Here is a 12826-nt window from a genome sequence, read left to right as displayed (position 1 = left end):
CGACGGGGACGTGCTCGGATGGAGTGGTGTCCCCGTTCACCGCCCGCTGCGTCCTGGTCGTCACCGCGGTCGTGCTGGTGCTGTCCGGCCTGCTCGGGCCCGTGGCGGCGAGCGGACGGGTGGCGCTGCTGGCAGCGGCGGCCTGCTGTGCCGTGCTCGACGTCGTGCTGCACCGGTCGGCCTCCTCGGCGGTACCCGAGCAGGCGGGGGAGTCACTGCCGCTGCCGCTGCTCCCGCACCTCGAGCACGTCGACCGGCCGTCGACCGGGTTCGTCCTCGGGCACCGCCCGGACGGTGCGGTCGTCCACCACGGAGCACCGGCGCACCTGGTCGTCGTCGGATCCGGGGCCGTCGCCGACTCGGTGTTCCGGGCATTGGCCGCGCAGCTCGCAGCGGGTCCGGCAGCGGACGGCCACGTCGCGGGCGAGCACGCCGCGGGCGACGACGGCGTCGCACCGAGGACCGGGGGCAGCCACCAGCGGGTCGCGGACCCGGGCGGCCCCGCCCGGACCGTCCGCTGGGGGAGCGACCCGGACCGGGACCCGCCCGTGCGCACGGGCACGGGCAGGGGCGCGGGCGCGGCCACAGGTACGGACCGGATCGGTCGGATGCCGCCCGGCACGGCCGCGGCGGTCCGGTTCGACGACACCGGACGGCCGGTGTCCACGGTGGTGCACGTGCCGGGTCTCGGGGCGATGCCGAGGACCTGGGACGTCGCCGTCGTCGTCACCCGCTACGGCTGCACGAGCCGTCGCCCGGCCGATCCGGCCGCGGAACCGCTCGTCCCCGTGCTCCCGGTCACACCGGATCCGGATCCGGATCCGGACCCAGGCCCGGGGACGTCAGGGTCGTCAGGGTCGTCAGGGACGTCGACCGGATCGTGACCGCTCAGCGGCACCCGTCCGTGGCGGCCGACGGGCAGCAGCCGCTGTTCCGTCAGCGCAGGCCCGCGCCGACCCGCACCGCACCGACCGGCACGCCGCCCCCGAGCACCTGCTCGCCGGTGGCCGCCATGACGTCCGCCACACCGTCGGCGTCGACGAGGCCGTTCCGCTCCAGCAGTGTCAGCGCGGCGAGCGTGCCCGCCCGCGCGGAGCCGTCGAGCACCTTCACGGCCACCGCAGCCCCGCCGGGCAGCCCCATCACCATGACGCCCTCGGCGCCGAGCTTCGCGAGCACGCCGAGCCGCTCAATCGTGACGGTGTTCGCCCGGCCGATGCCGTCGATGGCCCACGGGTGCGCCAGGACCGCGTCGGTGAGCGCCGCCGAGTCGCTGTCGGCCCGTGCGACGACCCCGGCGAAGCCCCGTGCGAGCCCGGTGAGCGTCAGCGGGAACACCGGCGCGCCGCAGCCGTCGGTCCCGACGAGGTCGACGGTCTCGTGCGTGTACTCCTGCACGACGGTGCGGACGCGCTCCTGCATCGGGTGGGCCACGTCGAGGTAGGTCGCCTCGTCCCAGCCGTTGACCCGGCACGCGGCGAGCATGCCGGCGTGCTTGCCCGAACAGTTCATCGCCAGGCGGCGCGGGCCGTCCATGGTGCGTGCGGTCGCGCGGTCGAAGGGCATGTCCGGCGGGCAGCCGAGGTCGGCCTCGACGTGGTCGAAGGACTCGAGCATGTGCCGGGCGAGCGCCTGGTGCGCGACGGTGCCGGCGTGGCTCGCGGTGGTGAGGACGAGTTCCTCGTCGGAGAACAGTGCGCCGGCGCCGCGCACGGCGAGCGCCTGGAACGGCTTCATCGTCGAGCGGGGGTAGATGCTGGCGGTGGCGTCACCCACCGAGTCGAGGACCGTGCCCGAGGCGTCGACGACGACGCCGGCGCCGACGTGGCGGCTCTCGTCGAAGCCGGAGCGGTCGAGCACCGCGAGCTCGACCGACCCCTCGGCGGTGAGAGGATGGCGATCAGTGCGGACTCCGTGGCTCACCGTCATGCCGCCATGCTAACGAACCGAGAAGGGCGTCCCGCGTGCACGACCACTCCTACGAGGTCTCCGTCCGGTGGACCGGCGACCGCGGGACCGGCACGTCCGGCCCCCGCGACTTCGGACGCGACCACGTGGTGTCCGCCACGGGCCACCCGGACGTGCCCGGGTCGGCGGACCCGACGTTCCGCGGCGACCGGGACCGGTGGAACCCCGAGGAGATGGTCGCCGCCGCCCTCGCGCAGTGCCACTTGCTCAGCTACCTGCACGTCGCGGTCACGCAGGGCTTCACGGTCGTCGACTACCGCGACACCGCGACGGCGTCGCTGCGGCTCAACCGGGACGGCTCCGGCGAGCTCACCGAGGCGACCCTGCACCCCGTGGTCACGATCCTCGAGGCCGACCGGGTGGCGGACGCCGAGGCCGCCCACGCCACGGCCAACGCCCTGTGCTTCATCGCCCGTTCGGTGGCGTTCCCCGTCCACCACGAGGCCGAGACGATCGTCCGACCTGCGTCGTCGTCAGCGGACTCGTCGACGGGTGGGGCAGACTAGGGTCCCGTGAAGCGACTCCGCCTGCTCCCGATCGCCATCGTCCCCGCCGTCGTGCTGGGACTCGCCGCGTGCTCCGGCGCCGGATCCGAGGGGTCCTCGGCCACGCCGACGCCCTCCGCCAGCGCCACGGTCTCGCCGATCTCGGCCTGCCCGAAGCCGGGCGACGAGTCGGACTCGATCCGTGCCGCCGGGAAGTTCGGGGGCGGCAAGGCCCCGATCGTGAAGTTCGACGCCGGCCTCTCGGCGACGCCGCCGCAGGCGACGAAGCTCGAGACCGGCAAGGGTGCCGCGCTCGACGAGGGCGACTACGCCCAGGTGTCGTACTCGGTGTACGAGGCGAAGGACGCCAAGAAGCTCGGCACGGTCGGCTTCGACGAGGGCAACCCGCAGGTCCTGTCGGTCGGCGGGACCGGGTTCGGTGCGCTCCTCGCATGCTCGAAGGTGGGCGACCGGGTGGCGGCCGTCGGCCAGTCCGCCGCGCTCGGCTTCAACACGGGCGGCGAGATCGTCGTCGTCGCGGACGTCGTCGCCCAGGTCCCCACGAAGGCGGACGGCACGCCGCAGGACCAGGACCCGAAGCTCCCCACGGTGAAGGACAAGGCCTCCGGCGAACCGGAGATCACCATCCCCGACGGTGTGAAGGCCCCGTCGAAGACCGAGGTCGAGGTCCTCAAGCAGGGCGACGGCGCGACGATCGCCGACGGCGACACCGCGCTCGTGCAGTACAAGGGCGTCGTCTACAGCACCGGCAAGGAGTTCGACTCCTCGTGGTCGAAGGGCACCCCGGCGTCGTTCACGGTCTCCGAGTCGGCGCTCATCAAGGGCTTCGTGACCGGGCTCGTCGGGCAGAAGGTCGGCTCGCAGGTCCTCATCGTCGCGACCCCGGAGGACGCCTACGGCGCGAACCCGCAGGAGGGCTCGGGCATCCCGAAGAACGCCACGCTGGTGTTCGTCGTCGACGTCCTCGCCAAGGGCTGACCGTGACGGACGGCCGTCTCGACAGCACCGGTCCGGTCCGTCGGCGCGTCGTCGTCCTCGGCAGCACCGGCTCGATCGGCACGCAGGCGCTCGACGTCGTCGCCCGCAACCCCGACCGGTTCGAGGTGGTCGGGCTGACCGCGGGCAGCAACCGCGCGCTCGTCGCCGAGCAGGCCGCCCGGTTCGGCGTCCGGGACACCGCGTTCGGCGCGGCGGACTCGGAGCAGCTCGTCCGCAGCGTCGAGGCGGACGTCGTCCTGAACGGCATCACCGGTTCGGTCGGTCTCGGTCCGACCCTGGCGGCGCTGGAGTCCGGGGCGACCCTGGCGCTCGCGAACAAGGAGAGCCTGATCGTCGGCGGTCCGCTCGTGCAGCAGGCCGCCGCGCCGGGACAGATCGTCCCGGTCGACAGCGAGCACTCCGCGATCGCGCAGGCGCTCCGCTCCGGCGCCGACACCGAGGTGCACCGGCTCGTGCTGACCGCGAGCGGCGGGCCGTTCCGCGGGCGCTCCCGCGAGCAGCTCCGCGACGTCACCCCGGCCGAGGCGCTGGCGCACCCGACCTGGGACATGGGACTCGTCGTCACGACGAACTCGGCCACCCTGGTGAACAAGGGTCTCGAGGTCATCGAGGCGCACCTGCTCTTCGACGTCCCCTACGACCGCATCGACGTCACGGTGCACGCGCAGTCGATCGTGCACTCGATGGTCGAGTTCGTCGACGGCTCGACCATCGCCCAGGCGTCCCCGCCGGACATGCGCCTGCCGATCGCGCTCGGGATGGCGTGGCCGGACCGGGTGCCCGGCGTCGGTGTGCCGCTCAACTGGACGACCGCGAGCACCTGGACCTTCGAGCCGCTCGACCAGGACGCCTTCGGTGCCGTCGCGCTCGCCAAGCGGGTCGGCGAGCTCGGCGGGACCTTCCCAGCCGTGTTCAACGCCGCCAACGAACAGGCGGTCGCCGCGTTCCACGCGGGCGCGATCGGCTTCCTCGACATCGTCGACACCGTCGAGCGCATCGTCGACGAGCACACCGCGGGGGAGCCGTCGCTCGACGGCGTGCTCGCGGCGGAGCAGTGGGCCCGCGCCGCTGCGGACCGCGCGCTGTCCCGCTGACGGGAGGCCCGTCCCACCTCCCAGACGGCGCTCGGCTCCGTCATGGGCACCGTCCCGTACGCTTTCCCGGTGACCGTCGAATCCGTCCTGCTCTTCGTCCTCGGCGTGGTCGTCTTCATCGTCGGCCTGCTGGTCTCGATCGGGCTCCACGAGCTGGGGCACCTGTCCTTCGCGAAGCTGTTCAACGTCAAGGTGACGCAGTACTCGCTGGGGTTCGGCAAGGCGATCTGGTCCTTCCGCCGCGGTGAGACCGAGTACGGCATCCGACCGATCCTGCTCGGCGGCTACATCTCGATGGTCGGCATGCTCAAGCCGCGTGCCTCCGGCCGGGCGAACGCGATCACGAACACCGGCATGTACGGCGCGTTCGTGCAGGACGCCCGCCAGGCCAGCGCCGAGCAGATCGCGGACTCGGGCGGCGACGACTCCCGGGCGTTCTACCGGCTCACCCCGTGGAAGCGCATCATCGTGATGGTCGCCGGCCCGGCGATGAACCTCGTGATCGGCATCGTGCTGTTCGGCGTGCTGCTCTGCGGGTTCGGCGCGCCGACGACGACGTTCACGTCGAGCGTCGACTGCGTCCTGCCGACCAGCCAGGCCACCGAGTGCGCCCCGGGCGACGCGGAGTCGCCGGCGAAGCAGGCGGGCATCGCGTCGGGGGACGTCGTGCTGTCGGTGAACGGCGAGCAGGACCCCACCATCGCCCGCGTCTCCGAGGTGTTCCAGCGATCCGCCGGTGAGCAGGTGACGGTCGTCGTCGAGCGCGACGGTGCCCGGAAGACGCTCGAGATCACGCCGACGACGGCCACCCGCGACGTGTACGACGCCGAGGGCAAGGCTGTCGAGAACGCCGACGGCACCGCGAAGACCCAGCAGGTCGGCGTGGTGGGCGTCAGCATCGGGCAGTCCCTGGTGCGGCAGTCGCCGACCGAGGTCCTGCCCGCGACCGGTGCGCAGATCGCGGCGTCGGCGCACCTCATCATCGACCTGCCGCAGCGGCTCGTCGCGGTGTGGAACGCGGCGTTCGGCGCCCAGGAACGCTCGCAGGACAGCCCGGTGTCCGTGGTCGGTGTCGGCCGTGCCATCGGCGAGGTTTCGTCGATGAGCGGCGTCCCGGTGGTCGACAAGGCGTACACGATCCTCGGCCTGCTCGCGTCGCTCAACATCGGCCTGTTCGTGCTGAACATGGTGCCGCTGCTGCCGCTCGACGGCGGACACATCGCGGGCGCGCTGTGGGAGGCGATCAAGCGTCGTGCGTTCACGCTCGTCGGCAAGGCCGACCCCGGTCCCATCGACCTGGCGAAGACGATGCCCCTGACGATGGTGGTCGTGGTGCTGCTGGCGGGCATGAGCGCGCTGCTCATCTACGCCGACCTCGTGCGCCCCGTGGACCTGTTCGGGTAGCCGACCGAGCACTACGCTCGGCGCATGAGCACCGTGCCGGCCGAGCCCACGTCCGAGGTCCGCGCCGTCGAACGGCAGGGCCTCGACGTCATCGCCGAGGGCGACCGCAAGGGCACGCCGCGCGGGCTGTTCTGGCCGTGGTTCGCGGCGAACGTCTCCGTGCTCGGCCTCGCCTACGGGTCGTTCGTGCTCGACTTCGGCATCTCGCTCGTCCAGGCGGCCGTCGTCTCCGTCGTCGGCGTCGCGTTCTCGTTCCTGCTCTGCGGCGTCGTCGCGATCGCCGGCAAGCGGGGCTCCGCGCCCACGATGGTGCTGAGCCGCGCGGCGTTCGGCGTGCGGGGCAACCGCCTGCCCTCGTTCCTCAGTTGGGTGCTCACCGTCGGGTGGGAGACGGCGTTGGCAGCCCTGGCGGTCCTCGCCACCTCGACGGTGTTCACCGAGCTCGGCTGGGACGGCGGGGTCCTCACCAAGCTCGTCGCGCTCGTCGTCGTGGCCGCGCTCGTGGTCGGCGCCGGCGTCGCGGGCTTCGACGTCATCATGCGCCTGCAGACGGTGATAACGGTCGTCACGGCCGTGCTGACCGTCCTCTACGTGGTCCTCGCGGCGCCGACGATCGACACGGCGGCGCTCGGCGCCCTGCCCTCGGGCAGCGCCCAGCAGGTGATCGGGGCACTCGTGCTCGTGATGACCGGGTTCGGCCTCGGCTGGGTGAACGCCGCGGCCGACTACTCGCGCTACCTGCCGCGGACCGCCTCGACCCGCGGGGTCGTCGGCTGGACGACGTTCGGCGGAGCGCTCGCCCCGGCGGTGCTCGTCGTGGTCGGCCTGGTGCTCGCGGGATCGTCGCCCGACCTGCGGAAGGCGATCGGCACCGACCCGATCGGAGCGCTCACCACCGTGCTGCCGGTGTGGTTCCTCGTCCCCTTCGCGATCGTCGCGATCCTCGGCATCGTCGGCGGCGCGGTGCTCGACATCTACTCGTCGGGCCTCGCGCTGCTCAGTGCGGGCGTCCGCATCCCCCGACCGGTCGCCGCCGGGGTCGACGGTGTGGTCATGGTCGTCGGCGCGGTGTACGTCGTCTTCTTCGCCACCGACTTCCTGCAGCCGTTCCAGGCGTTCCTCATCACGCTCGGGGTCCCCGTCGCCGCGTGGGCGGGCGTGTTCGTCGCCGACGTCCTGCTGCGACGGACGGCGTACGCCGAGGCGGAGCTCGACGACCGCCGCGGCCGCTACGGCGACGTGCGGTGGGGCGCCGTCGCGCTGGTCCTGGTCGGCACCGCCCTGGGCTGGGGACTCGTGACGCTCTCGTCGCCGGCGTGGCTGTCGTGGCAGGGCTACCTGCTCGGCCCGTTCGGCCTCGGCGGGCGTGGCGGACCCTGGGCGTACGCGAACCTCGGTGTCCTCGTCGCGCTCGTCGTCGGGTTCGTCGGCACGCTGCTCACCGCCCGTCGCGCTGTCCGCCGGCAGGAGTCGCAGCGGTGACCACCGTCGTGGCCGAGGACGCCTGGCTCGTCGTCGTCGACATGCAGCAGGTGTTCACGGGGGAGAGCCCGTGGGCCGCGCCGCGGTACGACCACGCCGGGTACGCGATCGAGCACCTGCTGCCGCGCTTCACCGGCCGCACCGTGTTCACGCGCTTCGTCGCCCCGGCACAGCCCGAGGGCGCGTGGGTGCCGTACTACCGCGACTGGCCCTTCGCGCTCGTCCCGGACGCCGACCCGCTGTACGCGCTCACCGAGCCCTTCGCGTCCGCCGCCGCGGACCGGGGCGACCCCGTCGTGACGGAACCGACGTTCGGCAAGTGGGGGACGGGCCTCCAGGCAGTCGTCGGCGACCACCCGCACCTCGTGCTGACGGGCGTGTCCACGGACTGCTGCGTCCTGTCGACCGCGCTCGCGGCGGCGGACGCGGGCGCGACGGTCACCGTCGTGGCCGACGCCTGTGCCGGCGCGAGCGACGCCGACCACGACCGGGCACTCGACGTCATGCGCCTCTACGCACCGCTGGTCACCGTCGTCGACGCGGCCGCGGACCTGGTGCGGGGGAGCGTCAGGGCGAGCGCGTAGAGTGCTGACGTGCCCGCAGTCAACCTCGGTATGCCCAAGACGCCCGAAACCCTCGCCCCCCGTCGCAAGTCGCGGCAGATCCGGGTCGGCAAGGTGCTCGTCGGCGGTGACGCGCCCGTGTCCGTCCAGTCGATGACCACCACGCCGACGACGAACATCAACGCGACCCTGCAGCAGATCGCCGAGCTCACCGCCTCCGGGTGCGACATCGTCCGGGTGGCCGTGCCGAGCCAGGACGACGCCGACGCGCTGCCGATCATCGCGAAGAAGTCGCAGATCCCGGTGATCGCCGACATCCACTTCCAGCCGAAGTACGTCTTCCAGGCCATCGACGCCGGGTGCGCCGCGGTCCGCGTCAACCCCGGCAACATCCGCAAGTTCGACGACCAGGTCGGTGCCATCGCCCGCGCCGCGAAGGACGCCGGGGTGTCCCTGCGCATCGGCGTGAACGCCGGCTCCCTCGAGCCGAGCCTGCTGCAGAAGTACGGCAAGGCGACGCCCGAGGCGCTCGTCGAGTCCGCCGTGTGGGAGGCCTCGTTGTTCGAGGAGCACGACTTCCACGACTTCAAGATCTCGGTCAAGCACAACGACCCCATCGTCATGGTGAAGGCCTACCGGCAGCTCGCGGCCGCCGGTGACTGGCCCCTGCACCTCGGAGTGACCGAGGCCGGCCCGGAGTTCCAGGGCACGATCAAGAGCGCCACCGCGTTCGGCATCCTGCTCGCCGAGGGCATCGGCGACACCATCCGCGTGTCCCTGTCCGCGCCCCCCGCGCAAGAGGTCAAGGTCGGCCTGCAGATCCTGCAGTCGCTCAACCTGCGCGAGCGCAAGCTCGAGATCGTGTCCTGCCCGAGCTGCGGCCGTGCGCAGGTCGACGTCTACCAGCTCGCGAACGACGTCACGAAGGGCCTCGAGGGCATGACCGTGCCGCTGCGCGTGGCCGTCATGGGTTGCGTCGTGAACGGCCCGGGCGAGGCCCGCGAGGCCGACCTCGGCGTCGCGTCCGGCAACGGCAAGGGCCAGATCTTCGTCAAGGGCGAGGTCGTCAAGACCGTGCCGGAGCACGAGATCGTCCCGACCCTCATCGCCGAGGCGAACCGCATCGCCGCCGAGATGGGCCCCGAGGCCGCACTCGGCTCGCCCCAGGTCATCACCGCGCCGTAGCGCTCGGGTAGAGCGCGCTCGGGCTGCGGCGCGCCGCACCGAATGAGCAGAAGGTGTCGGGTCGCGCGGGCGCACTCGACATCTTCTGCTCACCGAGTGCCGGCGGCCGGGAGCGCGGCGCCGGGCACGCTCCCCGTCGGTGCTGCGTGACGCTTCGTGAGCAGAAGGTGTCGGGTCGCGCGGGCGCACTCGACATCTTCTGCTCACCGAGTGCCGACGGGCACGACCGCGACCACGACGGCGGGCACAACCACGACCGCGACCGCGACCACGAGCACGCCCCTCGTCGCCGCTAGGCTTGCCCCGTGGTCACACGGCTTTCGCATCTCTTCCTCCGTACCCTCCGCGACGACCCCTCCGACGCCGAGGTGACGAGCGCCAAGCTGCTCGTCCGCGCCGGGTACGTCCGTCGCCAGTCGCCGGGCATCTTCGCCTGGCTGCCGCTCGGCCTGCGGGTCCGCGCGCGCATCGAGGGCATCATCCGCGACGAGATGGTGGCGGCCGGTGCGCAGGAGGTCCTGCTCCCCGCGCTCCTTCCGCGCGAGCCCTACGAGGCGACGAACCGCTGGACCGAGTACGGCGACGGCATGTTCCGCCTGCAGGACCGCAAGGGCGCCGACTACCTGCTCGCGCCGACGCACGAGGAGATGTTCGCGCTCCTGGTGAAGGACCTGTACTCGTCGTACAAGGACCTGCCCGTCACGCTGTTCCAGATCCAGGACAAGTACCGCGACGAGGCCCGCCCCCGCGCCGGACTCCTGCGCGGTCGCGAGTTCACGATGAAGGACGCGTACTCGTTCGACATCTCCGACGAGGGCCTCGAGCGCAGCTACCAGGTCATGCGCGACGCGTACGAGAAGATCTTCGCCCGGCTCGGCCTCGAGTACGTGATCGTCAAGGCGGACGCCGGGGCCATGGGCGGCTCGAAGTCCGAGGAGTTCCTGCACCCGATCGGCGTCGGCGAGGACACCTTCGTCCGCAGTGCGGGCGGCTACGCGGCGAACGTCGAGGCGTACGTCACCCCGGTCCCCGACGCCCTGCCGATCGAGGGGCAGCCGGAGCCGGTGCTGCTCCCCGCGTCGGACACCCCGACGATCGACTCCCTCGTCGAGCACGCGAACGCGGTCGCCCCGCGCGACGGCGCACCCTGGACCGCCGCGGACACCCTGAAGAACGTCGTCCTCGCGCTCACCCACCTCGACGGCACGCGCGAGGTCGTGGTCGTCGGGCTGCCCGGGGACCGCGACGTCGACCTCAAGCGCGCCGAGGTGGCGTTCGCCCCCGCCGAGGTCGAGGCCGCGGGCGACGACGACTTCCGCAAGCACAAGGGCCTGGTGAAGGGCTACATCGGCCCGCAGGTGCTCGGCGCGGAGAGCGCCACGGGCCTGCGCTACTTCGTCGACCCGCGCGTGGTCGACGGCACCGCCTGGGTCACGGGCGCCAACGAGCGCGGCGTGCACGTCTCCGGGCTGGTCGCCGGTCGTGACTTCGTCGCGGACGGCGTCGCCGAGGTGTCCGACGTCCGTGCCGGCGACCCGGCACCCGACGGGTCCGGCCCGCTCGAGACGGCCCGCGGCATGGAGATCGGCCACGTCTTCCAGCTCGGCCGCAAGTACGCCGAGGCGCTCGGCCTCAAGGTGCAGGACGAGAACGGCAAGCTCGCCACGGTCACGATGGGCTCCTACGGGATCGGCGTGACGCGGATCCTGGCGATCCTCGCCGAGGCGCACAACGACGACAAGGGCCTGGTCTGGCCGAAGAACGTCGCTCCCTTCGACGTGCACGTCGTCGCCACCGGCAAGGACACGGTCGCCTACGACCTGGCGACGGACATCGTCGCGCAGCTCGAGGGCGAGCGCTTCGAGGTCGTGTACGACGACCGGCCGAAGGTCTCGCCCGGCGTGAAGCTCCGCGACGCGGAACTGCTCGGCATGCCGATCGTCGTCGTCGCCGGTCGCGGCGCGGCAGACGGCGTCGTCGAGCTCTGGGACCGCGCCACGGGCGAGCGTCGCGACGTCCCGGTCGCCGAGCTGCTCGACGCGGTCCGCGCGATCTAGACGCAACCACGAGACGGACGGAAGGCCCGGTGCCAGCTGGCACCGGGCCTCCCGTCCGTCCCGTGGTTCTGGGGTACGCTTGTGGCCGACTTCTGCGCAGTCCCACCCCGCGGAAGCGACTCATCTGAATACGGAGGCCCTCGGTGAAGATCGATCTCGCAGTCCTGCGACTCATGGAGCGCGAGCGGGAGATCCCGTTCGACGAGCTCGTCCAGATCATCGAATCTGCCATCCTGACCGCCTACCAGAAGCACGCCGACGAGAACGGCGAGCCGGCCCACGCGCAGTCGCGCGTCGAGCTCGACCGCAAGTCCGGCGAGGTCAGCGTCTTCGTCCCCGAGCTCGACGACGAGGGCACCGTCATCGGTGAAGCCGTCGACCAGCCGAGCGACTTCGGCCGCATCGCGGCGTTCGCGGCGAAGCAGGTCATCAACCAGCGTCTGCGCGACATCGGCGACGACAAGATCCTCGGCGAGTTCCGCGGCAAGGAGGGCGACATCGTCGCGGGTGTGGTCCAGCAGGGCCCGAACCCCAAGATGGTGCACGTCGACCTCGGCACGATCGAGGCCATCCTGCCGCCGGAGGAGCAGGTGCCGGGGGAGTCCTACACGCACGGCTCCCGCATCCGCGTGTACGTGACGAGCGTCGCCCGCGGCAACAAGGGCCCGCAGATCACGGTGTCCCGCACGCACCCGGGTCTCGTCCGCAAGCTGTTCGCGCTCGAGGTGCCGGAGATCGCGTCCGGGGTCGTCGAGATCACGTCGCTCGCGCGTGAGGCCGGTCACCGCACGAAGATCGCGGTGAAGGCGAACGAGCCCGGCGTGAACGCGAAGGGTGCGTGCATCGGCGAGCTCGGTGCCCGCGTCCGCTCGGTCACGAACGAGCTCGGCGCCGAGAAGATCGACATCGTCGACTGGTCGTCCGACCTCGCCTCGTTCGTCGCGAGCGCCCTGTCGCCGGCCAAGGTGACGAGCGCGTTCGTGCTCGACGCCTCGACGAAGGCCGTCCGCGCACTCGTGCCGGACTACCAGCTGTCGCTCGCGATCGGCAAGGAGGGGCAGAACGCCCGCCTCGCCGCGAAGCTCACCGGTGCCCGCATCGACATCCAGCCGGACTCGATCCTGGACGGCGAGGACTAGACGGATTCCGCCCTCGGCGTGACGCCGAGGGCGCGCCGGATCGCGCACGTCCGAGGCAAGGAGTAGAGTGGAACCCGTCAGAACGTGCATCGGCAGTCGTCGTCGCGCTTCCCGATCCTCCCTCCTCCGAGTCGTCGCCCTGAGCGACGGGCGCGTGGTGGCGGATCCGAAGGCAGTCATGCCGGGCCGGGGAGCATGGCTCACACCGACCGTCGATGCCTACGATCAGGCCGTCAAGCGCAGGGCTTTCCGCCGTGCGCTGCGGCTGGATCGCGATCCCGACACGTCCGCGGTGCTCGACCACATCGCCGGTCTCCCACAGGAGTCGGCCGAGCGCCCGGACATGACAGAACAGGCTGAACGGCTTATGGACAACTGATGAGCGGCTCGAAATGAGACCCGTCATCCATTGAGTCCTGCCCCTTCACG

At 71.9% G+C, this 12826-nt stretch carries 13 protein-coding genes; 12 read left to right on the top strand and 1 reads right to left on the bottom strand.

Annotated elements, in window-relative coordinates; translation table 11 throughout:
* The first annotated feature begins 26 nt into the window (after positions 1–26).
* A complete protein-coding gene (locus BIU94_RS06930) occupies positions 27–884 on the top strand; it encodes a hypothetical protein (RefSeq protein WP_139196319.1) in 858 nt (285 codons plus the stop codon).
* Positions 885–936: 52 nt separating this feature from the next.
* Here BIU94_RS06930 and BIU94_RS06925 read toward each other — a convergent pair whose 3' ends face one another.
* Positions 937–1929 carry an asparaginase gene (locus BIU94_RS06925; RefSeq protein WP_071255877.1) on the bottom strand — a complete coding sequence of 331 codons (993 nt, stop codon included), beginning with the start codon at positions 1927–1929 and terminating at the stop codon, positions 937–939.
* Positions 1930–1964: 35 nt separating this feature from the next.
* Between BIU94_RS06925 and BIU94_RS06920 the strand changes: the two genes are divergently transcribed.
* The 11 genes from BIU94_RS06920 (at position 1965) to BIU94_RS06875 (ending at position 12776) form a co-directional block, all read left to right on the top strand.
* Complete coding sequence (locus BIU94_RS06920) at positions 1965–2474, top strand: OsmC family protein (RefSeq protein ID WP_071255875.1); 510 nt, start codon at positions 1965–1967, stop codon at positions 2472–2474.
* 6 nt (positions 2475–2480) lie between these two features.
* Positions 2481–3452 (top strand): FKBP-type peptidyl-prolyl cis-trans isomerase, encoded by a 972-nt coding sequence (locus BIU94_RS06915; RefSeq protein WP_071255873.1) that lies wholly within the window; start codon positions 2481–2483, stop codon positions 3450–3452.
* 2 nt (positions 3453–3454) lie between these two features.
* The gene (gene dxr, locus BIU94_RS06910; RefSeq protein WP_071255872.1) at positions 3455–4567 is read left to right on the top strand and encodes a 1-deoxy-D-xylulose-5-phosphate reductoisomerase; all 1113 of its coding nucleotides are present in this window, start codon (positions 3455–3457) and stop codon (positions 4565–4567) included.
* A gap of 69 nt (positions 4568–4636) precedes the next feature.
* Positions 4637–5971 carry an RIP metalloprotease gene (locus BIU94_RS06905; RefSeq protein WP_175472119.1) on the top strand — a complete coding sequence of 445 codons (1335 nt, stop codon included), beginning with the start codon at positions 4637–4639 and terminating at the stop codon, positions 5969–5971.
* A 24-nt stretch (positions 5972–5995) separates the two neighbouring features.
* Positions 5996–7453: a cytosine permease gene (locus BIU94_RS06900; protein ID WP_071255863.1), complete on the top strand. Its 1458-nt coding sequence runs from the start codon at positions 5996–5998 to the stop codon at positions 7451–7453.
* A complete protein-coding gene (locus BIU94_RS06895) occupies positions 7450–8037 on the top strand; it encodes a cysteine hydrolase family protein (protein ID WP_083404626.1) in 588 nt (195 codons plus the stop codon). Before BIU94_RS06900 ends, BIU94_RS06895 begins: the two co-directional genes overlap by 4 nt.
* A gap of 30 nt (positions 8038–8067) precedes the next feature.
* A complete protein-coding gene (gene ispG, locus BIU94_RS06890; protein WP_071255859.1) occupies positions 8068–9201 on the top strand; it encodes a flavodoxin-dependent (E)-4-hydroxy-3-methylbut-2-enyl-diphosphate synthase in 1134 nt (377 codons plus the stop codon).
* A 146-nt stretch (positions 9202–9347) separates the two neighbouring features.
* A complete protein-coding gene (locus tag BIU94_RS17765) occupies positions 9348–9497 on the top strand; it encodes a hypothetical protein (protein ID WP_175472118.1) in 150 nt (49 codons plus the stop codon).
* A gap of 9 nt (positions 9498–9506) precedes the next feature.
* A complete protein-coding gene (locus BIU94_RS06885; protein WP_071255856.1) occupies positions 9507–11258 on the top strand; it encodes a proline--tRNA ligase in 1752 nt (583 codons plus the stop codon).
* A gap of 143 nt (positions 11259–11401) precedes the next feature.
* Positions 11402–12397 carry a transcription termination factor NusA gene (gene nusA, locus BIU94_RS06880; RefSeq protein ID WP_071255854.1) on the top strand — a complete coding sequence of 332 codons (996 nt, stop codon included), beginning with the start codon at positions 11402–11404 and terminating at the stop codon, positions 12395–12397.
* Between the two features lie 67 nt (positions 12398–12464).
* On the top strand, positions 12465–12776 hold the full coding sequence (locus BIU94_RS06875) for a YlxR family protein (protein WP_071255850.1): 312 nt from the start codon (positions 12465–12467) through the stop codon (positions 12774–12776).
* The last annotated feature ends 50 nt before the right edge of the window (positions 12777–12826 follow it).

Origin of the sequence: Curtobacterium sp. MMLR14_006 (genome assembly GCF_001864985.1) — a bacterium.
Taxonomy (GTDB): domain Bacteria; phylum Actinomycetota; class Actinomycetes; order Actinomycetales; family Microbacteriaceae; genus Curtobacterium.
The sequence above is the reverse complement of the archived record's forward strand: the minus strand, read 5'-3'. Positions and strand labels throughout refer to the sequence as shown.

Bases quoted from the DNA above. Each gene is read 5' to 3' on its own strand.
- BIU94_RS06900 (WP_071255863.1), top strand. From the start codon at position 5,996: ATGAGCACCGTGCCGGCCGAGCCCACGTCCGAGGTCCGCGCCGTCGAA.
- ispG (WP_071255859.1), top strand. From the start codon at position 8,068: ATGCCCAAGACGCCCGAAACCCTCGCCCCCCGTCGCAAGTCGCGGCAG.
- BIU94_RS06925 (WP_071255877.1), bottom strand. From the start codon at position 1,929: ATGACGGTGAGCCACGGAGTCCGCACTGATCGCCATCCTCTCACCGCC.